The following is a 23488-nucleotide window of genomic DNA, read 5'->3' on the forward strand; positions in this document are numbered from 1 at the left end:
TCAGGCAAGGGGGTGGGGCGCACTTTCTGCCGCCGAGTGCCCGGCCGGTGGTGTGCGCAGTCGTGTGACCTGCCTCGTTGCGGGACAGTCGGCCGGCGACCAAGATCGGTCCACATGCCGACCTTCAGCGCCTCCGACGGGACCCGGATCACCTACCACCTGCGGGGCGACGGCGAACCACTCGTAGTCCTGCCCGGCGGGCCGATGCGGGCCTCCACCTACCTGGGCGACCTCGGCGGACTGTCGGCGCATCGGCAGCTCGTGCTGCTCGACCTTCGTGGCACCGGCGACTCGGCCGTGCCGGCGGACCCCGCCACATATCGCTGCGACCACCTGGTGGACGACGTCGACATGTTGCGCCACCACATGGGGCTGGCCCACATAGATGTGCTCGGTCACTCCGCGGGCGGCAGCCTCGCCATGCTCTACGCCGCCCGCCACCCGGCGCGGGTGTCCCGGCTGGCCCTGGTGACCGCGGCGCCATGGGCGTTGGGGCTACTGCCCACGGTCGAGGAACGGCTGGCTGCCGCCCGGCTGCGGGCGGGTGAGCCGTGGTTCGCGGCGGCCTTTCCGGCGTTCGAGACCTGGCTGGCAGGAGACGGCGACTTCGACCCCGCGTTCGCGCCCTTCTTCTACGGGCGCTGGGACGACACGGCCAAGGAGCACGACGCGCGGGGTGACGACGAGTCCAACGACGAGGCCGCCGGCATCTACGGCTCCGCAGGCGCCTACGACCCGCCCACGACACGCTCCGCACTCTCCCGGTTCGCCGCCCCGGTCCTCGTCCTCGCCGGCGAACTCGACGGATCGCCCAGCCCCGACCTCGCCCGCCGCACCGCCGACGTCTTCCCCAACGCCGAGGTCGCCGTGCAGCCCGGCGCCGGGCACCACCCATGGCTCGACGACGCCGACTGGTTCGTACGGCGTGTCGTCGCGTTCCTGGGCGGGAGCGGCCGACGAGAGGGCTGAGTTCGGCCCGGCCGCACAGGAGTAGTTAAAGTTTCGTCAAAAGAGTGCTGGAAGAGACACCTGAACGAGGGGGGACAGCTATGGGCGCGCCACGCCTGAGCAGTACGCCATTGCCCGGGATCGGGGTCCGCTACGACCTCACCACGCGCGAACAGCGCCGGTTGTCCGTGGTCGCCCACCGGGACGGCTCGCGGACGCTGAGCGCGTACCGCCAGGACGATCCGGACGCGTGCGCCCTGTCGGTGAAGCTCAGTTCCGCCGAAGCGACCACGCTGATCGACGCGTTGATGCCGGCGCACCACAGCCCGAACCTGCTGTCCACCACCGAACTGGGCCTGGTCGCCGAGCGCGTGGAGTTGTCCGCCACTTCGCACTGGAACGGACGTCTGCTCGGCGACACACGGATGCGCACGGAGACCGGCGTGTCCATCGTCGCGGTCCTGCGCCGCGCCGAGGCCTTCCCGTCGCCCGCCCCGGACTTCCGGCTGGCCGGTGGCGACACCCTGATCGTGATCGGCACGCGCGAGGGCGTCGACGCGGCCGCCGAGATACTCGGGCGGGTGTGAGCCGCGATGCACTCCTCCGCGGTCTTCCTCATAGAGTTCGGCGCCATCATCTTCGGTCTGGGTCTGCTGGGCCGGTTCGCCGGACGGTTCCAGTTCTCGCCGATTCCCCTCTACCTGCTCGCCGGACTCGCCTTCGGCGAGGGCGGGCTGCTTCCGCTGGGCACCAGTGAGGAGTTCGTCGCCATCGGCGCCGAGATCGGGGTGATCCTGCTGTTGCTGATGCTCGGCCTCGAGTACACGGCCAGCGACCTGGTCTCCAACCTCAAGACCCAGTACCCGGCCGGACTCGTCGACGCCGCGCTCAACGCGCTGCCGGGTGCCGCCATGGCCCTGCTGCTCGGCTGGGGTCCGGTCGCCGCCGTCGTACTGGCCGGCGTCACCTGGATATCGTCCTCCGGCGTGATCGCCAAGGTCCTCGGCGACCTCGGGCGGCTCGGCAACCGTGAGACGCCGGTGGTCCTGAGCATCCTCGTCCTCGAGGACCTCTCCATGGCCGTCTACCTGCCGATCGTCACCGCCCTGCTGGCCGGCGCAGGCCTCGCGGCCGGGAGCGTCACCCTCGCCATCGCACTCGGCGTCGCCGGGCTCGTTCTCCTCCTCGCGGTCCGCTACGGCCGTCACATCTCGCGCTTCGTCTCCAGCGACGACCCCGAGAAGCTGCTCCTCGTCGTGCTCGGTCTGACCCTGCTGGTGGCCGGGCTCGCCCAGCAGCTCCAGGTCTCGGCCGCAGTCGGCGCGTTCCTGGTCGGCATCGCGCTGTCCGGTGAGGTGGCGGAGGGAGCGCACAACCTGCTGGCGCCGCTGCGGGACCTGTTCGCCGCGGTGTTCTTCGTCTTCTTCGGGCTGCACACCGACCCCGCGAGCATCCCGCCGGTCCTGCTGCCCGCGCTCGCCCTCGCCGTCGTCACGGCGGGCACGAAGATCGCCACCGGCTACTGGGCCGCCAAGCGGGCCGGGATCTCCGCCAAGGGCCGCTGGCGGGCGGGTGGCACGCTGGTCGCCCGCGGCGAGTTCTCCATCGTCATCGCCGGCCTCGCGGTCACAGCCGGCATCGAGCCGAACCTGGGCCCGCTGGCCACCGCCTATGTGCTGATCCTGGTGATCGTGGGCCCGCTCACCGCCCGCTACACCGAACCGCTGGCGACGCGTCTGACACGGTGGCGGGTCGCCCGGTCCGCCGCGACGGACACGGCGGCGGTGGAGACCGATGCGGGCCGCGCGGACCGAGAGAGGGGTGCCGAGGGCGAGACCCCGGTCGAGCCTGCGACGGACGCGGCGTACGACGCGGTGGACGGCCGGGACGTGCTCGGCAGGTCTTGAGGGAGGCTGCCCCAAGGCACCGGGTTGCCGCAAGGGACTGGGTTGCCCCAAGGGACCGGGTTGCCGCAAGGGACTGGGTTGCCCCGAGGGACCAGGTCGCCCCAAGGGACTGGGTCGCCCCCAAGGCACCAGGTCGCCCAAGGGACTGTCACGGCCGGGAGTTGTCGCTCCCGGCCGTACCCGTGCCACATACGCCGGCGTACGTCCGCCCGGACCAGAGGCACGGCCAAGGCACTGCTAAGGCACGGCCAAGCCCCGCCCAGGCACAGCCAAGGCCCGCCCAGGCACGGGCATACCGGACCGCCCGTCGGAGCAGATTCAGCACGATGACCGACGATCACCACAGCAACCGCACCCCTCACGAGCCCCCGAAGCTCACCCGCCGGGCTCTGGCGGAATGGGCCCGCGCCGTCACGGAGGCCCGCTGGTTCGCCGTCGCGGTCCTCGGCGTGATCCTGGCCAACGCGGCGCTGCTGGGGGCGGAGACCTACGACGGCCTGGCCGGGGAGTGGCACCGCGGGCTGGGCCTCGCCGAACATCTCTGTGTGGGCGCCTTCACCGTCGAGATCGCGCTGCGCGCCTGCGCCCACGCCGACCGGCCCTGGGACTTCGTACGCGATCCGTGGAACCTGTTCGACCTGGCGGTAGTGGTCTGCGCGTTCTTGCCCGTCGTCCGCGAGAACGCCACCGTTCTGCGCCTGTTGCGCCTGGCCCGCGTCCTGCGCACCGCCCGCTTTCTGCCCCAACTGCGCATCATCATGGTCGCGATGGCCCGCAGCCTCCCCGGCGCGGTCAGCTTTCTGCTCGTGGGCGCCCTGCTGCTGTACGTCTACGCCATGGTGGGCTGGATGTTCTTCGGCCGCCATGATCCCGAGCAGTACGGCTCGATCGGCCGCGCCGTCCTCACCCTCTTCCTGCTGATGACCCTGGACGGACTGGGCGAGGCGGTCCACGCCGGCCTGGAGATATCCCGCTGGAGCGTCCTCTACTACGCCTCGTATGTGCTGCTCGCCTCGTTCGTCCTGGTCAACGTCCTCATCGGGGTCGTTATCAGTTCCATGGAGGAGGCGCGAGAACTGGAGCGGGAGCACACCGCCCGGCGAAGGCCGGCCCAGGATGCCGTACAGGACGAGGCCGAAGAGACGGGTTCTCGCGAGCATGACCCTGACCACGACCACGAGTTGACCGCCCGCATCGCCGTGGCCCGACGAGCCCTCGACGACCTCGAAGCGGGCCTTCGTGGAACGCACGTGGGGTTGCCACGAAGGACCGAGGAGGGCAGATCCCGGCGCTCGGCGTGATGCGGCCGACCTCGCAGACCTCCGTCGACCTCCGTCGCGAGCCGGACCCGTGCCGAAAGGAGGCGGATCAGATGTGTGCCTCAGCGCTTGAGGCGGCGTCGGTACACCACGACACCGGCCGTCAGGGCGACCGCGGCGACGGCCAGGCCGGCTCCCAGGGCCACTTCGAAGTCCGCGGGTCCCGTGCTGCCGCCCATCCCGCCCCTGACGCCCTGGGTGGGGAGGACCGAGCGCGTGGGGAGGGGAGACAGCGTGGGAAGAGGCGTCTGGGTGGGGGCGGGCGGGACGAATCCGCCGCGGTGCGGCAGGACCTCACAGGCGACACCGTCGTCCGCGCCGTGGTCCTGGTCCAGCCGGTGCGGGTCGTCGCGGTTCCGGTCGAACTCCGCCTGCGCGTCCTCCTGGAAGGTGAAGTCGCGGCAGTCCAATTCGTCGCCGGCGGGCGCCGCGTGGGCCGCCGGGCCGGTGATGACGAGAACGGTGATCGCGGTCGTGCATATCGCGTGGACGCGTCGGTTCACGGGGTGCCTTTCGGTCCGGAGGCCTCTACGACCCCTCCTTGCGACCGTAGATAGGGCACCCGTGCGCCGTCGCGTGCTGCTACGCCGGACGGGCCTCGCAAGATCCACGACACCCGAACGGCGCAACCGCCGGCCGCTCAGTCCCCCTGCGGCCCGTACGCCGTCATGAAGCGGTCCCGGAAACGGTCCATCCCCCAGGTGGGGGCGTTCTCGGCGGGCTTGAGGCCGTCCGTCCAACGCCAGTCGGCGATCCGGTCGAGGACCTTCGGGTCGCGGGCGACGATCGTGACGGGGACGTCCCTGCTGGTGCTCCCGGCGGTGACGGTGGGCACGGGCTGGTGGTCGCCGAGGAACACGAGGACGGTGTCGTCGGTGCCGTAGCGTTCGACCCACTCGGTGAGGCTGTGCAGCGAGTACTCGATGGCCCGGCGGTACTCGGTGCGCACGCGCTCCGGGTCCTGCCAGACCTCCTTGGGATCGGTGCCCTCCTTCTTGATGCCGTGGAAGACGGAGCCGTCGCCGAGGTCGTTCCAGTCGACCATGCGGGCGATCGGCGACCAGGGGTTGTGGCTGGAGGCCAGGATGATCTCCGCCATGATCGGGTCACGGTCCTTCTTGCCGTGCTCCAGCCGTTGGAAGGCCTCCAGGCTGAACTGGTCGGGCACGGGCGTCCAGCTGAAGTACGGGCCGTGGTAGCCCAGGTGCTCGGAGTCGTAGATGTGGTCGAGCGCGAAGAACCGGCCCTCCGGCCAGGCCCGCCGCACCCCCGGCACGATGCCGACCGTGCGCCAGGCTCCCGTCTTGCGGAAGTAGCTGTTCAGAGTGGCTCGGTCGCTGGTCGTCAGACTCCGGTAGCGCTGCTGGTTCTTGATCCAGAGGCCGGAGAGGAACGTGGAGTGGGCGAGCCAGCTGCCGGCGCCCGTCACCGGTGACCTCAGCCAGGCGCTCCTCGACTCGAACCCGGCCGCCTTGAGCGAACTCGTCCCTTCCTTGAGGACCTTGTCGATCTGCGGTGCCATCGCGGGGTCGTCGATCGCGACCCGGCCGTAGCTCTCGATGAACGTGAACAGCACGTCCTTGCCGCGCAACCCCGTCAACAGCTGCTCCGGCGGCGTCTTCGCGAAGGCGTCGACGGCCGCCTGCTTCTCGAAGATCCGCCCGTCCTTGAGCCCCGCCCGCACCTGCTCGACGCGGTTGCCGACGAACTCGGCGTTGCCCTTGGTGGCCAACGGCACCCCGCCGACCTGGATGGCCAGGGTCATGCAGGTGATCCACGCGGTGCCGAGGACCAGCGTCGTACGGGCGGCGATGTGACGATGGCCGACCATCAGGTTCGTCACGCGGACCATCGCCAGCGTCATCAGGACCAGCACCGCCACGAACAGGACGATCACCCCGATCACGGCCAGTACCTGCCCGGTACGGCCGAAGGACTCCCGGACGAACTCGGCCGCGTCGTCCAGCAGGATCCAGTCCAGGACCAGGTCGAAGGGGCGGGCCAGCACCGAGTAGAAGCCCATGTCGACGAACTTCAGGACGGTGAGCAGCCCGAGCAGCGCACCCGAGGCCACCGCCAGCAGCCGCCGCGAGCGAGGCGGCACCGCCAGCAGCAGCCCGGCGAGCAGGATGCCCTCGGCCGGCAGGCGGAAGAAGACCTCGGGACCGAGCCGTTCGAGACGGTTCGGGACGAGCAGCGCGAACAGAAGTAGCGCGCCGGCCAGGACGGTCGTGCCCACGGTGACGCCGTGTGCCGTACGGGGGTAGCGGCTCCGCCAGTCGAACAGGCGGAACCGGGCGAACCGGCCGGTCGGCGAGGATTCGGAGGGCGGTTTCCGGGTGGGGCTGTCCTCGGTCTCCTCCCCGCTCTCAGCGGTGTCGAGCGGCTGACGAGAGCGAGTGAAGAGCGACACCCGGCGGTCCTTCCGTGCGGTCGTGCGATGGCATGGCAAACAGCGGCCGATGACCTGGCCTGCCACCATCAGTACGTTCGCACGTCACCTCACGTTCAACCAGACCTGCCCGGGATTCACCTGTCGGTCGCCGCCGCCACCTCTCGTGCCCACCGGTAGTCCGCCTTGCCGCTGGGCGAGCGCCGGATCGCGTCCGTGATCACCAGCTGGCGAGGGATCTTGTAGCCAGCCAGATGGGAGCGGCAGTGCGTCTGGATGTCCGCCAGTGACGGCCGGACGGCTCCTTCGCGCAGCTGCACGACCGCCGCCACGTGATGCCCCCACTTCGCGTCCGGCACGCCGGCCACCAGCGCGTCGTACACATCGGGGTGGGATTTCAGCGCCTGCTCGACCTCCTCGGGGTACACCTTCTCGCCCCCGGTGTTGATGCACTGCGAGCCGCGCCCCAGCACCGTGACGACGCCCTCTTCGTCGACCGTCGCCATGTCACCGAGCAGCACCCACCGCCGGCCGTCCTTCTCGAAGAAGGTCTCGGCGGTTTTCCCCGGGTCGTTGTAGTAGCCGAGCGGCACATGGCCGCACTGGGCGACCCGGCCCACCTCGCCCACGGCGACCGCCTCGTGCGTGGCCGGGTCGACCACCCGGGTGCGGGAGTTGACGCGGATACGGAAGCCGCGTTCGGGGCCGGAGTCCTCGGTCGCCGTACCGTTGAAGCCGGATTCCGAGGAACCGAAGTTGTTCAGCAGCATGACGTTCGGGACGAGCTCCTGGAACTGTCGGCGCACCGTGTCCGACATGATCGCCCCGGACGAGGACACGCTGAACATGGACGAGCAGTCGGTGCCCTTCATGGGGCCGCTCAGCGCGTCGACGAGCGGGCGCAGCATCGCGTCGCCGACCAGCGACACGCTGGTGACCTTCTCCTTCTCGATCGTCCGCAGCACTTCCTCCGGTGCGAACTTGCGGTGGATCACGACGCGTTGGCCGAAGTTGAAGCCGATGAAGGCGGTCAGCGTGGACGTGCCGTGCATCAGGGGAGCGGTCGGGAAGAAGGTGATCCCGTCGCCGCCCGCCGCCACGCGTTCGGCGAGTTCCTCGGGCTTGTGCACCGGCTCACCGGTCGGCGCGCCGCCCCCCAGCCCGGAGAAGAACAGGTCCTCCTGGCGCCACATCACACCCTTGGGCATCCCGGTGGTGCCGCCGGTGTAGATGATGAACTGGTCGTCGCCGGACCGCGCCGGGAACCCGCGCTCGGGCGACCCCACGGCCTCGGCGTCCGCGAAGGCCACGGCGGGAACGACGGGCGCCGAGGCCGGCGCCGCCCCGCCCACCCGCAGCAGGTGCCGCAGCCCGTCCACCCGTGGCAGGGCCGCCGCCACCCGGTCCGTGAACTCCGCCTCGTACACCAGGGCCGCCAGGTCGGCGTCCCGGTACAGGTACACCAACTCCTCTTCGACGTACCGGTAGTTGACGTTGACCGGGACGATCCGCGCCTTCAGGCAGCCCAGCACCGTCTGCAAGTACTCCACGCCGTTGTAGAGATGGAGGCCGAGGTGCTCGCCGGGACGGATCCCGTTGTCGAGCAGGTGGTGCCCGATCCGGTTGGCCGCCGCGTCCAGCTCGGCGTACGTCAGACGGCGCTCCGCACCCGTACCGGGATGGTCGACGTACACGAGCGCCTCGCGGTCGGGGACCGCGTCGACGACCGACTCGAACAGGTCGGCAAGGTTGTACTCCACCGTTCCTCCTGCCCTCGCGCTCCACCGGCTGCCGGTCATCAGAGCAAAGGGCGGCACAACTGTGAAGGGTCCGCGCACAAGAAATCTGACTACCTGTCAGAAAACCCTTGAAGTGCCCCGGCGCCTCCTGCAACCTGTTCTCGTTCTTTCAGAGGGGAGAGGGCCATGGGTGGGACGGAACACCTCACGGTGCGACGCGAAGGCGCCACACTGGTGCTCACGCTCAACAGGCCGGAAGCCAAGAACGCGCTTTCGTTGCCCATGCTCGTCGGCCTGTACGACGGCTGGCTAGAAGCCGACGCCGACGACACCGTGCGCTCGGTCGTGTTCACGGGCGCCGGCGACTCGTTCTGCGCCGGCATGGATCTCAAGGCCCTGGCCGGCCAGGGCATGGCGGGGGAGGAGTACCGCGACCGGCTCAAGGCCGACCCGGATCTCCACTGGAAGGCGATGCTGCGCCACCACCGCCCCCGCAAGCCGGTGATCGCCGCTGTCGAGGGGTACTGCGTCGCGGGCGGCACCGAGATGCTCCAGGGCACCGACATCCGCGTCGCGGGCGAGTCGGCCACCTTCGGCCTGTTCGAGGTCAAGCGCGGCCTGTTCCCCATCGGCGGCTCCACGGTCCGCCTCCAGCGACAGATCCCGCGCACCCACGCCCTGGAGATGCTGCTCACCGGCCGCCCGTACAGCGCCCGCGAGGCCGCCGACATCGGGCTGATCGGGCACGTCGTCCCCGACGGCACCGCACTCACCAAGGCCCTGGAGATCGCCGAACAGATCAACACCTGCGGCCCGTTGGCCGTCGAAGCCGTCAAGGCGTCCGTCTACGACACCGCCGAGATGACCGAGACCGACGGCCTCGCCACCGAGCTGAAGCGCGGCTGGCCGATCTTCGACACCGCGGACGCCAAGGAAGGTGCCCGCGCCTTCGCGGAGAAGCGCCCACCCGTCTACAAGCGAGCCTGACCGCCGTGGCCGGCCCGTGCGCCCAACCTCCAAAGGAGACCAGTGGGATGCCCGAACTCCTCAAAGCGCCGCTCGTCGTAGAGTTCCCCTTCACCCGCTCCCTCGGCCCCGTCCAGAGCGCCTTCCTCACCGGACTGCGGGAACGCGTCGTCCTGGGGGTGCGCACCGTCGACGGCCGTACGCTCGTCCCTCCCGTCGAGTACGACCCCGTCACCGCCGAGGAGATCCGCGACCTGGTCGAGGTCGCCCCCACGGGCACGGTCACCACCTGGGCCTGGAACGACACCCCCCGCCGTGACCAGCCCCTGCACACCCCCTTCGCCTGGGTACTGGTCCGCCTCGACGGCGCCGACACCGCGCTCCTGCACGCTCTCGACGCCCCCGGCCCCGCCAGCGTGCACACCGGCATGCGTGTCCGCGTCCGCTGGGCCGAGGAACGCACCGGCGCCATCACGGACATCGCCTGCTTCGAACCGTACGACGACGGACCGGGTGACCACGACGCCTCCGAACCCGTCGATCACAACGGCGAGTTCGAGGACGCCGTCACCGGCATCGTCGCCGCCGCCCGCCTCGACTACACCTACTCACCGGGCCGCGCCCAGTCCGCCTACATCCACGCGCTCGCCGAACAACGCAACGTCGGCGAACGCTGCCCGTCCTGCCGCAAGGTGTACGTCCCGCCGAGGGGTGCGTGCCCCACATGTGGCCTCGCCACATCGGAACAGGTCGAAGTGGGTCCCGGCGGCACAGTCACCACCTTCTGCATCGTCAACATCAAGGCGAAGAACCTCGACATCGAAGTGCCCTACGTCTACGCCCACATCGCCCTCGACGGCGCCGACCTCGCCCTGCACGGACGCATCGGCGGCATCCCCTATGACCAGGTGCGGATGGGTCTGCGCGTCGAACCGGTGTGGACGGAGGGCGCCCGCTACCCCGACCACTACCGGCCCACCGGCGAACCCGACGCGGACTACGACACCTACCGGGAGCTGCTGTGAACCGCGAGATTGCCGTCGTCGCCTTCGCGCAGACCGACCACCGGCGCACCAGCGCCGAGCTCTCCGAGGTGGAGATGCTCATGCCGGTGCTGCACGAGGTGCTCGCGCAGACCGCCCTGAAGACCGCCGACATCGACTTCACCTGCTCCGGCTCCAGCGACTACCTCGCCGGCCGCGCCTTCTCCTTCACCCTCGCCCTGGACGGCGTCGGCGCCTGGCCGCCGATCTCCGAGTCGCACGTCGAGATGGACGGCGCGTGGGCGCTGTACGAGGCGTGGACCAAGCTGCTCACCGGGGACGCCGACACCGCCCTCGTCTACTCCTACGGCAAGTCCTCACCCGGTCCCCTGCGCGACGTCCTCACCCGCCAGCTCGACCCCTATTACCTCGCCCCGCTCTGGCCCGACTCCGTCGCCCTGGCGGCCCTCCAGGCCCAGGCCCTCATCGACGCCGGCGAGACGGACGAACCCTCGCTCGCCGCCGTCGCCGCCCGCAGCCGGGCGGACGCCACCGCCAACTCCCATGCCCAGCTGAAGGGTTCGGTGCCGCACGGGGACTACACGGTACGACCGCTGCGTACCGGCGACTGCCCGCCCATCGGCGACGGGGCCGCCGCCGTGATCCTCGCGGCGGGGGAGCGGGCCCGACAGCTGTGCGAAAGGCCCGCCTGGATCCGGGGCATCGACCACCGCATCGAGGCACACGGTCTCGGCGTGCGTGACCTGACCGACTCTCCCTCCACCCGCCTGGCCGCCGAGAAGGCCGGCGCCTTCGAACGGCCTGTCGACACCGCCGAACTGCACGCGCCCTTCACCTCGCAGGAGGTCGTCCTGCGCAAAGCGCTCAGGCTCGACGACGGCGTGCGCGTGAACCCGTCGGGCGGGGCGCTCGCCACCAACCCGGTCATGGCCGCCGGGCTCATCCGCCTCGGAGAGGCCGCGGCCCGTATCCACCGGGGCGAGTCCGACCGGGCGCTCGCACACGCCACGTCCGGCCCCTGTCTCCAGCAGAACCTGGTCGCCGTACTCGAAGGGGATCCGCGATGAGCAAGGAGCCTGTGGCCGTCGTAGGCGTCGGTCAGACCAAGCACGTCGCGGCACGCCGGGACGTGTCCATCGCCGGGCTGGTCCGGGAGGCCGCCCGCGGCGCGCTCGACGACGCCGAGCTGACCTGGGCGGACATCGACGCCGTGGTCATCGGCAAGGCGCCCGACTTCTTCGAGGGCGTGATGATGCCGGAGCTGTATCTCGCCGACGCCCTCGGCGCGGTGGGCAAGCCCATGCTCCGGGTGCACACGGCCGGGTCGGTCGGCGGTTCCACGGCGCTCGTCGCCGCCAACCTGGTCGCGGCCCGGGTACACGGCACCGTGCTGACCCTCGCGTTCGAGAAGCAGTCGGAGTCGAACGCCATGTGGGGCCTGTCCCTGCCGATCCCCTTCCAGCAGCCCCTGCTGGCCGGGGCCGGCGGATTCTTCGCCCCGCACGTGCGCGCGTACATGCGACGCAGCGGCGCGCCCGACGCGGTCGGATCCCTGGTGGCGTACAAGGACCGCCGCAACGCCCTGAAGAACCCCTACGCCCACCTCCACGAGCACGACATCACCCTGGAGAAGGTCCAGAACTCGCCCATGCTGTGGGACCCGATCCGCTACTCCGAGACCTGCCCGTCCTCCGACGGCGCCTGCGCGATGATCCTCACCGACCGCGCCGGAGCCGCCCGGGCGCCCGGCCCGCCCGCCTGGATGCTGGGCGGCGCGATGCGCAGTGAGCCGACCATGTTCGCGGGCAAGGACTTCGTGTCGCCGCAGGCCGGCAAGGACTGCGCCGCCGACGTGTACCGGCAGGCCGGGATCACCGACCCGCGCCGGGAGATCGACGGGGCCGAGATCTACGTGCCGTTCTCCTGGTACGAGCCCATGTGGCTGGAGAACCTCGGCTTCGCCGCCGAGGGCGAGGGCTGGAAGCTCACCGAGTCCGGGGTGACCGAGCTGGACGGCGACCTGCCCGTCAACATGTCGGGCGGTGTGCTGTCCACCAACCCCATCGGCGCCTCCGGCATGATCCGCTTCGCCGAAGCGGCTCTTCAGGTGCGCGGACGGGCCGGAGAACACCAGGTGGAGGGCGCCCGCAAAGTGCTGGGACACGCCTACGGCGGCGGATCGCAGTTCTTCTCGATGTGGCTCGTGGGCGCCGAGCCCCCGGACGCCTGAGAGCGCTTTCGACGGGCGGTGGAGGGGCCTGGGCAAAGGTCCCCCTCACGTGGCCTGTTGGCACCCGGAACCGATCGCTAGGCTGGCCGCGGACTACGAAATCGGGAGGAGCACGGACGTGGCCGAGAGCACCATCCAGCAGCAGCCGCCGCTCACGGGCTGGGACAAGCCGGAGCTGGACCTCAGCACCGCCGACTGGCACTCGAGCAGCCGCGGCCTGGGCGATGTCGAGATCGCCTTTGTCGAAGGTTTCATCGCGATGCGCAACAGCGGCCGCCCGGAGAGCCCTTCCCTGATCTTCACACCCGCCGAGTGGGGTGCGTTCGTGTCGGGTGCGCGGGAGGGCGAGTTCGACCTGACCTGACCTGACCTGACCCCGACCGGTCGAACGGCGCCGAGCCGACGTGCACCCGGCGGCTCGGCCGTTCCGCTCTCCGCCGGTCGGCAGGCCGCACGTGACAGCCGCCGGCGGACACAGGGAGCAGTGGTCGAACGCCTGCCCTCACGTCACGTGACAGGCCCGGCCACGTACCATGGCGACATGTCGTTCCTCCGCCGCCGCAGCGCCACGCCCGCCGGGCCCGACTTCGACGTACTGGCCATGGACCCGGGCGACTGGCCCGGCAATCTGGGCGCCGGGCTGCTGCCCGCCCCCGACGGCAGCTGCCAGGGTGTCTTCCTGCGCTACGACCTCTTCGGCGGCCGCGGCCCGGCGATGATCATCGGCAACCTGCCCGAGGGATCCCCGGCCCGCGAGATCGAGGAGGGCGAGATCCCCTTCGAGGTCGCGCAGCTGCTGGTGGCCCTGGAGAACGACGAAGAGGTCACCGTCGTGGGCAGCGAGGACGTGCCCGTGATGCAGGGCGACAACCTGCTGATCGTGCGCCGTCTGAAGCTCTCCGAGAGCCGGATCTCGTGCGTGCAGTTCGACCGCAGTGACAACGTCCTGGTGACCATCGCCGCCTGGGACCGCCCCATCACCGACGACCTGTACGCCCTCCTGAAGCCGCTGCCGGCGGAGCTCTTCCAGCAGGGCTGAATCCCGCGCGGCGCCCGGGCCCGAGTGGTCCCGAGTGGTCCTCTCTTCTCCCGTCCTCACTGCCTTGGCATGACCGCCCTGCACTGACTGTCTTGTCATGACCCTTGTCGCCGAGTCATCGGATCTCTAGCGTCAGGGGTCATGTCGCATGAGCCGCAGCGGGTCACCCGAAGGACCACCTTGAAAGTAGCGGTCGGAGGGACGGGGGCGATCGCTCTGGGCCTCGGTGCCGCCGACGTCGCCACCGCCGATTCCTCCGATGTGTCGCCGACGTCATCACTGCTCTGGTACACCTCGCCGGCCTCGGACTGGGAGCGCGAGGCCCTGCCCATCGGCAACGGCGCGCTCGGTGCCATGGTGTTCGGCACCCTCGCCTCGGAACGGATCCAGTTCAACGAGAAGACCCTCTGGACCGGTGGCCCCGGCTCCGCCCAGGGCTACGACCACGGCAACTGGCGCGCACCCCGCCCCGACGCGATCACCGCCGTACAGGACGACCTGGACGCCTCGACCACCCTCGACCCCGAATCCGTCGCCGACCGGCTCGGCCAGCCACGGATCGGCTATGGCGCCCACCAGACCTTCGGCGACCTCCACCTCGACCTCCCCGGCGCACCGACGACGCCACCGGAGGACTACCGCCGCGAGCTGGACCTCGACCGCGCGGTGGCGTCCGTCGCCTACACCCACCAAGGCGTCCACCACCGAAGGGACTTCTTCGCCTCCCACCCCGACGGCGTGATCGTGGGACGGCTCGCTGCCGACCGGCCGGGCACCATCGGCTTCACCCTGCGCTACACCTCACCCCGCGCCGACTTCACCGCCACCTCGGCCGACGGCACCCTCACCGTGCGGGGCGCGCTCGCCGACAACGGCCTGCGCTTCGAGGCACAGGTCCGGGTACGCGCCGAGGGCGGCACCGTGACCTCCGGCGCCGACGGCACCGTCACCGTGACCGGGGCCGACAGCGCCTGGTTCGTCCTCGCCGCCGGCACCGACTACGCCGACCGCTACCCCCACTACCGCGGCCCCGACCCGCACGCCGCAGTGAGCCGTACCGTGCGGCGCGCGGGCGCCCGCCACGAAACCCTGCTCGACCGCCACATCCGTGACCACCGAGCCCTCTTCGGCCGAGTCGCCCTCGACCTCGGCCAGGCACTCCCCACGGACGTTCCCACCGACCGGCTGCTGGCCGCGTACACCGCCGGGACCGGCGCGGCCGACCGCGCGCTGGAAGCCCTCTACTTCCAGTACGGCCGCTACCTGCTCATCGCCTCCTCGCGCTCGGGCTCCCTGCCCGCCAACCTCCAGGGCGTCTGGAACAACAGCACCACGCCCCCGTGGTCCGCCGACTACCACACCAACATCAACATCCAGATGAACTACTGGCCGGCCGAAGCCGCCAACCTCGCCGAGACCACGGTGCCGTACGACCGTTTCGTCGAGGCCCTGCGCGCACCCGGCCGCCGTACCGCACGGGAGATGTTCGGCTCACGCGGCTGGGTCGTGCACAACGAGACCAACCCGTACGGCTTCACCGGAGTGCACGACTGGGCGACGGCCTTCTGGTTCCCCGAGGCGGCGGCCTGGCTCACCCAACAGCTGTACGAGCACTACAGATTCGGCGGCTCCACCGACTACCTGCGCACCACCGCGTACCCGGTGATGAAGGAGGCCGCCGAGTTCTGGCTCGACAACCTGCGCACCGACCCGCGCGACGGAACCCTCGTGGTCACGCCCAGCTACTCGCCCGAGCACGGCGACTTCACGGCCGGTGCCGCCATGTCGCAGCAGATCGTCCACGACCTGTTCACCAACACCCTCGAAGCGGCCCGCACCCTGGGCGACGCGCCCGACTTCCGGCGCCGACTGGGATCGGCGCTGGACCGGCTCGACCCCGGCCTGCGTATCGGCTCCTGGGGGCAACTCCAGGAATGGAAAGAGGACTTGGACGACCCGGCCGACACGCACCGCCATGTCTCGCATCTGTTCGCCCTCCACCCAGGGCGACAGATCGAACCCGGCAGCGCCTGGGCGCGGGCCGCCGAGGTCTCGCTGACCGCACGCGGTGACGGCGGCACCGGCTGGTCCAAGGCCTGGAAGATCAACTTCTGGGCACGGCTGCGCGACGGCGACCACGCCCACCGGATGCTCGGCGAACAGCTCAAGTCCTCGACCCTGCCCAACCTCTGGGACACCCATCCGCCGTTCCAGATCGACGGCAACTTCGGCGCCACCTCCGGAGTCGTGGAGATGCTCCTCCAGAGCCAGCACGACATCATCGAGGTGCTGCCCGCCCTGCCCACGGCATGGCCGACCGGCTCGGTGCGCGGTCTGCGTGCCCGCGGAGGCGCCACCGTCGACCTCGACTGGGCGGACGGCCGGGCGACCCGCCTCGCCGTCACTGCGTCACGCAGCCGCGAACTCACCGTACGCAGCGACCTGTTCGAGTCCGGTCAGCTCACCTTCAAGGCCGTGGCCGGACAACGTCTCACCTGGGAGCGGGCGGGGTAGCCGCGCCGGGCCCCGAGGGAAGCACCTCCACGTCCGCCGCCCGTACGAAGCCCACCCGGTGGCCGAACTGGATCTCGTAGTAGAGATCCTTGCCGGTCACCACCCGGTGCGACGCCTCGTCGAAGGTCACCGCGTAGTAGTACTCGCCCGGCACCTGCCCACCCACCACATACCGCTGGCCGGCCGGAATGGTGTACGGCAGCGCCGACACGGCCTGTGCGGGCACGTCCGCCGGATAAGCGGAGGCCTCGGGGTAGGCGCGGCCGTACACCGGGACGCTCTCCACGCCGTCCTTCGGCGTCACGACCTGGCCGGCCGCGTGCACCGCGGTCGGGTTCTCCTGGGTGTTCTTGAACCACGCCTTCTGGCCCAGGTACCAGATCGCCGTCCAGTCGCCGTCCTGCCCGGCGACCGCGTACTGCTGTCCGGTGGAGACCCGGGAGGACAGGTCGTTGACGCCCTTGGACGGTGTCGTGCCCAGACCGATGTCCTTGATCAGCGGATACGACTCGCCCGGCCCGGAGTACAGCCGCACCGCGCTCGAACCGTGGTCGGCGCAGCGCTCGCCCGCGGAGACACAACCCGTGTACTCGGGCCGGTTGGTCGCGTAGTCGGGGCGGATCGTCACCATGCCGCCGTCCGGGCCCGCCGAGGGCTCGATCGGGCGTCCGAGCAGTTCGAAGTAGTGCCGCCAGTCCCAGTACGGCCCCGGGTCGGTGTGCATACCGCGGACCGTCGACGCGGTCGGGCCCGGCACCGTGTCATGGCCCAGGATGTGCTGGCGGTCCAGTGGGATGTCGTGCTCCTTGGCGAGATACGCCACCAGGCGAGCCGAGGACCGGTACATCGCCTCCGTGTACCAGGCGTCCGGCCGTGCCAGGAAACCCTCGTGCTCCAGACCGATCGACTTGGCATTGACGTACCAGTTGCCCGCGTGCCACGCCACGTCCTTGGCCTTCACATGCTGAGCGATGTGTCCATCGGTGGAGCGCAAGGTGTATTGCCACGACACATAGGTGGGGTCCTGCACCATGGTGAGGACGCCGTCCCAGGCGCCCTCCGTGTCATGGATGACGATGTAGTCGATGCCCTGCGAGGCGGGACGGTCGGCCAGGTCGTGGTTGCCGTAGTCGCCGTCGCCGAACTCCTCGTACGGCGCCGGGATCCATTCGCAGGACACCGTCGGCGGGCACTCGGTCTCCGTCGTGTCGAGCGTGCGCAACCCCGCCCGCCGCAACTGCCGGGCGTCGGGGACCAGACGAGGCTGGGCGGCCAGCGCCACGAGCTGGCCCCCGTCCGTCTCCCGCTCCTGGCCGGTGCGCAGCACGTCGTAGACGTCGTTGGCGTACGCCGTCGCCGTGGCGGTGTCGTCGGCGCCCGAGAAGCGGGCCACCGCTGCGTACCAGTCCGCCGGGTCCGAGCTCAGCGGTTCGCCGAGTGCCCGTTGCGCGGCGGCGAGCAGCGCGGCGCCCCCGGCCACGTTGGCGGCCGGGTCGGTGCGCAGCCGCGCCGGGCTCAGCCCGGTCAGTTGGGCCGCCCTGGGCAGCGTCCTGAGGCGGGCCGGAAACCGTGCGGGCTTCGGCGGCTTCGCCTTCGGGAGCAGGGCGGCGCGGGCGCCGTCGCCGCGTGCGTCCTCCGAGCCGTCGCTGTGGTGGGGGGTGGCCCCGGCCAGCGCGGTGCGGGCGTCGGTCAGGTGCATCGGGCCGTAGCCGCCGGTCACACTGGGCGCCCCGCCGTGCGCGTCCCAGCGCGACTGGAGGTAGGAGACGCCGAGCAGCACGCTCTGGGGCACGTGGTACTCGGCCGCGGCGGAGGCGAAGGCCGACTGGAGGCCGCTCTCCGCGCCTCGGGCGTCGGACGGGGCCGCGCCGAGCAACGGCACCAGCAGGGTCGCGGCGGCGATGGCGGTGACGGATGCGCGCAAGGCAGCCTCCTGGGACGGTCGGGCGCGATGAGCCGTGCGGGGCCGGGCGTGCGTCTGTGGTACCGGCTGTCCGACGATCCGTCAATCATGCCAAGCGACCGACGAATTCCCTTGTCAAGCGGGATTCCCGGGAGTTTCGTGGTGACGGCGCCCTGGCCTGCGGGGCGTCATTGGCGTACCCCAATGTGCCCGTTTCACGGCTCACCCGAATGGTCCGCGCACACGAAAGCCCGCGGTACGCCGCTGGGGCGTACCGCGGACCACCGTCCCCGTCAGCGAGTGCCGACCGCCGCACGAACGGCCCGGCGGGCCAACTGGCAGTCGTCGTGCAGCCGCCTCAGCAGCAGCCGCTGTTCCTCGCCGGACGGCGCAGCACCCGGGTGGGCCACTCCCGGTGCCGCCGGGGTCGGAGCATCGTGCATCGAACGCTGCACGGCCGTCTCGTACGTACGGATCTCGCGGGTCAGCACGAGCATCAGGTTCACCAGGAACGCGTCCCGTGAGGCGGGACCCGCCGACTGGGCGATCTGGCTGATCTGCCGCCGGGCCACCGGTGCGTCCCCGAGCACCGACCACAGCGTCGCCAGGTCGTAGCCCGGCAGGTACCAGCCCGCGTGCTCCCAGTCCACCAGCACTGGACCGGCCGGTGAGAGCAGGATGTTCGACAACAACGCGTCGCCGTGGCAGAACTGGCCCATGCCCTGCCGGCCCGCGGTGGCCGCGATGCCGTGCAGCAGCTTCTGTAGATCGCCCATGTCCCGGTCGGTGAGCAGCCCGAGCTCATGGAACCGGGAGATCCGCGCGGCGTAGTCCAGCGGCGCGTCGAACGTGCCCGCCGGCGGGCGCCACGCGTTGAGCCGGCAGATCGCGCCGAGTGCCGCCCTGATGTCCGCTCGTGGCGGCACCTCCAAGGGGTGCCGCTGTAGGGCCGCCACCCGGCCCGGCATCCGCTCGATGACGAGGGTGCAGTTGTCCGGATCCGCTGCGATCAGTCTCGGCACGCGCACCGGGGGGCGGTGCCGGACGAACGAGCGGTATGCCGCTATCTCGTGCCGGATCCGCTCGGCCCAGGCCGGCGAGTGGTCCAGTAAACACTTGGCGACGGCCGTGCTGCGCCCGGTCGTGCCGACCAGGAGCACGGACCGCCCGCTGCTGCGCAGGACCTGGACCGGGGCGAACTCCGGGCAGATCCGGTGCACCGACGCGATCGCGGTACGCAACTGGGTGCCCTGGGGGCCGGACAAGTCGAGTCTCCCGCTGAGCGGTTGGGTGCCGAGCCCCGCGGCGCGCAGCGGCCGGCCCGCGCCGAGCACGGGGGCCGCCGCCGGCCGCGCGGGGGCGAGGTAGGGGCCGCCGCCCGCCGGGCGGGCTCGCAGCGACCGGGGCGGGGCGGACACGGAGGACGATGCTGCGTACATGGGAGAAACAGATCCCTTCGTGTGCCTGCGACGTCAATGCGCTGCCCGATCCGGTCGCCCGGGTGCACCCTGGGGAGTGCACCGGCCTTCTCAAGGGCGACCGGGTCGGGGTGGCGCGTTCCTACCTGACACCCGATGCGCAGTGGCACACCATCTGGCGCACCCTGGCGAACCCTGGCGAATAGTCCCGAGGCAACTCTCACCGGGCTACTGTCAACTCAGCCGAGAACCTGGGGGCTTGACGTGAGCGGAGAACCCAACACCCGCCTGGCGGACCTGTTCGGCCTGGCCGGCTGGTCCAAGGGCGAACTCGCGAGGATGGTCAACCGGCAGGCGGCGGCCATGGGCCACCCCCAGCTGTCGACCGACACCTCGCGGGTGCGGCGGTGGATCGACATGGGAGAGATCCCGCGCGATCCGGTGCCGCGGGTGCTGGCAGCCCTGTTCACCGAGCGACTCGGCCGTGTCGTGACCATCGAGGACCTCGGTCTGGTCCGGCACGGGCGTACGGGGAAACGGCAGGACGGCGGGAGTGTGGAGCATCCCGACGGAGTGCCGTGGGCGCCCGAGCGGACTGCTGCGGTCCTCACCGAATTCACGGGAATGGACCTCATGCTCAACCGACGCGGCTTGGTGGGCGCGGGTGCCGCGCTCGCCGCGGGATCCGCACTCAGCAGCGCCATGCACGACTGGCTGCGCACCGACCCGGCCCTCAAGGCCGACGCCCCCCAGTTCGACGACCCCTTGCACGCCGACCCCGCTGGGTTCGACCGTTACGAGGCCGCCCCCATCGGGTCGCAGGAGATCGAGGAACTGGAGCGCTCGGTAGAGGTGTTCCGGGCCTGGGACGCGGCCCGCGGTGGCGGGCTCCAGCGCAAGGCGGTCGTAGGACAACTCAACGAGGTGGGCGGCATGCTCGCCTACCGTCACCCCGACCATCTCCAGCGGCGCCTGTGGGGCGTCGCCGCCAACCTCGCCGTCCTCGCGGGCTGGATGTCGCACGACGTCGGCCTGGAGCCCACGGCCCAGAAGTACTTCGTCATCGCCGCCCACGCGGCCCGGGAGGGCGGCGACCGGCCACGCGCCGGGGAGGCGCTCTCCCGAGCGGCTCGCCAGATGGTGCACCTCGGCCGGCCCGACGACGCACTCGACCTGATGAAACTCGCCCAGTCCGGCTCGGGCGACGAGGTGCTGCCGCGCACCAAGGCCATGTTCCACACCATCGAGGCCTGGGCGCAGGCGTCGATGGGCAAGGGCCAGGCCATGCGCCGCACACTCGGCCGGGCGGAGGACCTCTTCGTCTCCGACCGCAGCGATGTGCCGCCCCCGAGCTGGATGCAGACCTTCAAGGACGAGGATCTGTACGGCATGCAGGCCCTGGCCTATCGCACGCTGGCCGAGTTCGAGCCGACCGCGGCCGCGCACGCCCAGCACTACGCGGAGAAGGCCCTGGCCCTGCGCAACGACGGCCGGGAGCGCTCGAAGATCTTCGACCATCTGTCCATGGCGTCCGCCTGCTTCATCGCGGACGACCCCGAACAGGCCGACCGCTACGCACGGCTGGCCCTGATGTCGATGGGCGCCAACTCCTCCGGCCGCACCTGGGACCGGCTCCGGCAGATGTACCGGCTCACCGCGGAGTACTCCAGCTACCCGAAGATCAACGAACTGCGGGAGGAGATCCGTTCGGCGCTGCCCAAGCCGAGGAAGCCGAGCGGCGACAGCGCACAGACGTAGCCGTAAGGCAGCACATGGACCTACGGCGCACAGCCACAGGGGGACTGTGCGGCTGACCGAATCCGCCGGAGCGCTCTAGGACGTCACCCTGGCCACGAGTACACAGGCGTCGTCCTCGCGCTCCCTGTCACCGAACTCGTCCACGACCAACCGCAGGCAGTCCTGTGCCGTGCCCGCCTCGTCGAGGCGGGGGCCCAGGTCCAGAAGGAGGTGCACGGAGTCCGCCGCGCTGTGCCCCGGCACCAGTCCGTCGGTGTGCAGCACCAGCAGGTCGCCCACCTCAAGGGTCTGCTCCGCCTGGGCGTAGACGGCGCCCGAAGTGGCACCGAGCAGGACCCCGTCCGGCGCCCTCAGCCTGCGCCCCGTCCCGTCGCGGAACAGCAGCAGGGCGGGGTGCCCTGCCTGTGCCCAGGTCAGGGTGCGGGTGTCGGGCTGGTAGCGGCAGCAGACGGCGCTGCCCAGGGCCGGCTGGACGGTCGCGTCGAGCAACTGGTTGAGCCAGGACATCAGTTGTCCCGGCTGGGTGCCGGCCATCGCCATGCCGCGTACGGCGCCCAGCAGGGTCGCCATGCCGGACGCGACGGCGACTCCGTGACCGGTGAGGGCGCCGACGCTCAACAGGGTCTGCCCGTCGGCCAGTTCCAGCGCGTCGTACCAGTCGCCGCCGATCAGCGCGCTCGTCGACGCCGGCAGCTGGCGGGCCGCCAGGTCGAGCGTCTCGGGGCCCTGGTGCGGGAGTCGCAGGGAGCCGCGCCACGGCGGCAGTACGGCCTCCTGCAACTCGACCGCGATCCGGTGCTCGGTCTGTGCCTGATGCCGGTGGTGGTGGAGCGAGTCACGGGTCTCGCTCACCGCGCTGCGGCATCGGCGCAGTTCGCTGACGTCCCGCAGCACGGCCCACATCGATGCGGTGCTGCCGTCAGAGTCGAGCACGGGTTCGCCCATCATGTGCACGGTCCGCGCCTCGCCGTCCGGCCGGACGATCCGGAACTCCCCGTCGATGGGCTTGGCGTCGACCAGGCAGTCGGTGACCATCGTGGTCAGCTTCGGCCGGTCCTCGTCGTGCACCAGGGACGGCAGTTCGTCGAGGGTGAGCGGTGCCGTGGCGGGGTCGCGACCCAGGATCTGGTAGAGCTCGCCGGACCAACTGGCCTCGTCCGTCAGCAGGTCCCACTCCGCGCTGCCGACCCGGCTCAGCAGCGAGCCGCGCCGGGGAGCGGGCGCCGCGGCACGGTCGGGAGGTGCGGCGGCGGGAGCCGGCGGGCCCTCCCTGAGCTGGCCGAGGTGTGTGTCCAGGTCGTGGAGCTGGTGGAGCGCGAGGTCGCACAGCGCCCGCTGCCATCGTTCCTGCGGGTCGGAGGCGTCGCTCGGGGTGTCCCGCCGTACGGCGTCGACGTCGCCCTTGAGCCGCCGCGCCTGCGATATGAGCGCGTCGACCGAGCCGCGCCCTGGCGGCTGAGCGGCGGGGCGGTCCGCAGAGAGATGGGGCGGCATGACGCACTCCGATGCGGGGACGGTACGACCAAGGCTGACGGAGGGACCGTTACGACTGTTGCACAGCCCGCGACGCCCCGTAAGGGATTTGGCAACACCCGATTCGGTGGTGCGTCTGGCATATGCCAGAGTCTTCCCGGAGGGCTTGTGTGGTGCGAATGGTGTACGTCGTGAACAGGGTCAAGTCGTAGGTGACGTACGGGATTTGACGGGCCGATGGGGCGATCGTACGGCCCTCATCCGGATGTTCGACGGCCGGATGTTCTAGGGGTGGGGCGGCGGTGGGGGGCCGTCGGGCGGTAGCCGGTCTTGAACGTGACGCAGCTCACAAAAGTTGTCAGCGCTTCCGTGTAATGCAAGAGGCGTCTGCGGGGTCGTAAAGGCACAGCGGCAAAACCGTCCGCCCGCCGACCCGCAGGGGAGACCGCCCATGGACATCGCCCTCGAGCAGCCCGCCCGCGCCCGCCTGATCACCGGCGAGGAGCACGAGGTCCCCGTTCCCGCGAAGCTGCGGTACGCGTCCACGGACCCGCTGGCGGTCTACATCGACTTCCCGGGCGACGTCTCCCTGGACGGCCAGGGCGCCACCTGGACCTTCGCGCGCTGTCTGCTGGAGGCGGGGCTGCGCGGTCCTGCGGGGGAGGGCGACGTGCACATCTGGCCGTGCAGCGAGCAGCGGACGGTGGTGGAGCTGCACTCGCCGTACGGCATGGCCCTGCTCCAGTTCGACACCGCCGCCCTCAACCGCTTCCTGGTGCGCACCTACGCCGTCGTCGCGGCCGGCGAGGAGGACCTGGAGGCGGTCGTGGAACGCGGGCTGAGCGCGCTCTTCGACGGCGTGTGAGGAGACCGGCGCG

19 protein-coding genes are annotated in these 23488 nt (G+C 70.9%); 13 read left to right on the plus strand and 6 right to left on the minus strand.

All coding sequences use genetic code 11. From position 1 onward, the window contains the following. The first annotated feature begins 114 nt into the window (after positions 1-114). From ACIQWG_RS03860 to ACIQWG_RS03875, 4 genes are all read left to right on the plus strand, one after another. Entirely contained in the window at positions 115-969 is an 855-nt protein-coding gene (locus ACIQWG_RS03860; RefSeq protein WP_404089851.1) for an alpha/beta fold hydrolase, read from the plus strand. Between the two features lie 80 nt (positions 970-1049). Continuing rightward, positions 1050-1535, plus strand: coding sequence for a cation:proton antiporter regulatory subunit (locus ACIQWG_RS03865; protein WP_404089852.1), 486 nt, complete (start codon positions 1050-1052; stop codon positions 1533-1535). 6 nt (positions 1536-1541) lie between these two features. Continuing rightward, a complete protein-coding gene (locus ACIQWG_RS03870; protein ID WP_404089854.1) occupies positions 1542-2855 on the plus strand; it encodes a cation:proton antiporter in 1314 nt (437 codons plus the stop codon). 326 nt (positions 2856-3181) lie between these two features. Beyond that, complete coding sequence (locus tag ACIQWG_RS03875) at positions 3182-4156, plus strand: ion transporter (protein WP_404089856.1); 975 nt, start codon at positions 3182-3184, stop codon at positions 4154-4156. Positions 4157-4236: 80 nt separating this feature from the next. Here the strand turns inward: ACIQWG_RS03875 and ACIQWG_RS03880 are convergent, their stop codons facing one another. The 3 genes from ACIQWG_RS03880 to ACIQWG_RS03890 all read right to left on the minus strand — a co-directional run bounded on the left by ACIQWG_RS03880 (position 4237) and on the right by ACIQWG_RS03890 (position 8326). Further along, the gene (locus tag ACIQWG_RS03880; protein ID WP_404089858.1) at positions 4237-4677 is read right to left on the minus strand and encodes a hypothetical protein; all 441 of its coding nucleotides are present in this window, start codon (positions 4675-4677) and stop codon (positions 4237-4239) included. A 137-nt stretch (positions 4678-4814) separates the two neighbouring features. Continuing rightward, on the minus strand, positions 4815-6587 hold the full coding sequence (locus ACIQWG_RS03885) for a sulfatase (protein WP_404089860.1): 1773 nt from the start codon (positions 6585-6587) through the stop codon (positions 4815-4817). 116 nt (positions 6588-6703) lie between these two features. Next, positions 6704-8326, minus strand: coding sequence for an acyl-CoA synthetase (locus tag ACIQWG_RS03890; RefSeq protein ID WP_404089862.1), 1623 nt, complete (start codon positions 8324-8326; stop codon positions 6704-6706). 165 nt (positions 8327-8491) lie between these two features. Here ACIQWG_RS03890 and ACIQWG_RS03895 point away from each other — a divergent pair, with 165 nt between their 5' ends. From ACIQWG_RS03895 to ACIQWG_RS03925, 7 genes are all read left to right on the plus strand, one after another. Continuing rightward, positions 8492-9292, plus strand: a complete 801-nt coding sequence (locus tag ACIQWG_RS03895; protein ID WP_404089864.1) for a crotonase/enoyl-CoA hydratase family protein — start codon at positions 8492-8494, stop codon at positions 9290-9292. Between the two features lie 47 nt (positions 9293-9339). After that, positions 9340-10296: a Zn-ribbon domain-containing OB-fold protein gene (locus ACIQWG_RS03900; RefSeq protein ID WP_404089865.1), complete on the plus strand. Its 957-nt coding sequence runs from the start codon at positions 9340-9342 to the stop codon at positions 10294-10296. Further along, positions 10293-11342: a thiolase domain-containing protein gene (locus ACIQWG_RS03905; RefSeq protein ID WP_404089866.1), complete on the plus strand. Its 1050-nt coding sequence runs from the start codon at positions 10293-10295 to the stop codon at positions 11340-11342. The genes ACIQWG_RS03900 and ACIQWG_RS03905 overlap by 4 nt, the downstream gene beginning before the upstream one ends. Then, entirely contained in the window at positions 11339-12505 is a 1167-nt protein-coding gene (locus ACIQWG_RS03910) for a thiolase domain-containing protein (RefSeq protein ID WP_404089868.1), read from the plus strand. The genes ACIQWG_RS03905 and ACIQWG_RS03910 overlap by 4 nt, the downstream gene beginning before the upstream one ends. A 118-nt stretch (positions 12506-12623) precedes the next feature. Then, complete coding sequence (locus ACIQWG_RS03915; protein WP_404089870.1) at positions 12624-12869, plus strand: DUF397 domain-containing protein; 246 nt, start codon at positions 12624-12626, stop codon at positions 12867-12869. 177 nt (positions 12870-13046) lie between these two features. Then, on the plus strand, positions 13047-13544 hold the full coding sequence (locus ACIQWG_RS03920; RefSeq protein WP_404089872.1) for a hypothetical protein: 498 nt from the start codon (positions 13047-13049) through the stop codon (positions 13542-13544). 279 nt (positions 13545-13823) lie between these two features. Next, positions 13824-16058: a glycosyl hydrolase family 95 catalytic domain-containing protein gene (locus ACIQWG_RS03925; RefSeq protein WP_404090791.1), complete on the plus strand. Its 2235-nt coding sequence runs from the start codon at positions 13824-13826 to the stop codon at positions 16056-16058. Here ACIQWG_RS03925 and ACIQWG_RS03930 read toward each other — a convergent pair. Then, positions 16036-17982 (minus strand): N-acetylmuramoyl-L-alanine amidase, encoded by a 1947-nt coding sequence (locus tag ACIQWG_RS03930; RefSeq protein ID WP_404089874.1) that lies wholly within the window; start codon positions 17980-17982, stop codon positions 16036-16038. The genes ACIQWG_RS03925 and ACIQWG_RS03930 overlap by 23 nt on opposite strands. A 272-nt stretch (positions 17983-18254) precedes the next feature. After that, positions 18255-19400 (minus strand): aminoglycoside phosphotransferase family protein, encoded by a 1146-nt coding sequence (locus ACIQWG_RS03935; protein WP_404089875.1) that lies wholly within the window; start codon positions 19398-19400, stop codon positions 18255-18257. 243 nt (positions 19401-19643) lie between these two features. Here ACIQWG_RS03935 and ACIQWG_RS03940 point away from each other — a divergent pair, with 243 nt between their 5' ends. Then, on the plus strand, positions 19644-21137 hold the full coding sequence (locus ACIQWG_RS03940) for a hypothetical protein (RefSeq protein WP_404089877.1): 1494 nt from the start codon (positions 19644-19646) through the stop codon (positions 21135-21137). A gap of 75 nt (positions 21138-21212) precedes the next feature. On the opposite strand, the gene ACIQWG_RS03945 is transcribed toward ACIQWG_RS03940, so the two are convergent. Continuing rightward, positions 21213-22631: a PP2C family protein-serine/threonine phosphatase gene (locus tag ACIQWG_RS03945; protein WP_404089878.1), complete on the minus strand. Its 1419-nt coding sequence runs from the start codon at positions 22629-22631 to the stop codon at positions 21213-21215. Positions 22632-23061: 430 nt separating this feature from the next. Between ACIQWG_RS03945 and ACIQWG_RS03950 the strand changes: the two genes are divergently transcribed. Then, positions 23062-23475 carry an SsgA family sporulation/cell division regulator gene (locus tag ACIQWG_RS03950; RefSeq protein WP_404089880.1) on the plus strand — a complete coding sequence of 138 codons (414 nt, stop codon included), beginning with the start codon at positions 23062-23064 and terminating at the stop codon, positions 23473-23475. Positions 23476-23488 lie beyond the last annotated feature (13 nt).

This window comes from Streptomyces sp. NPDC098781 (genome assembly GCF_044759995.1).
Lineage (GTDB): Bacteria > Actinomycetota > Actinomycetes > Streptomycetales > Streptomycetaceae > Streptomyces.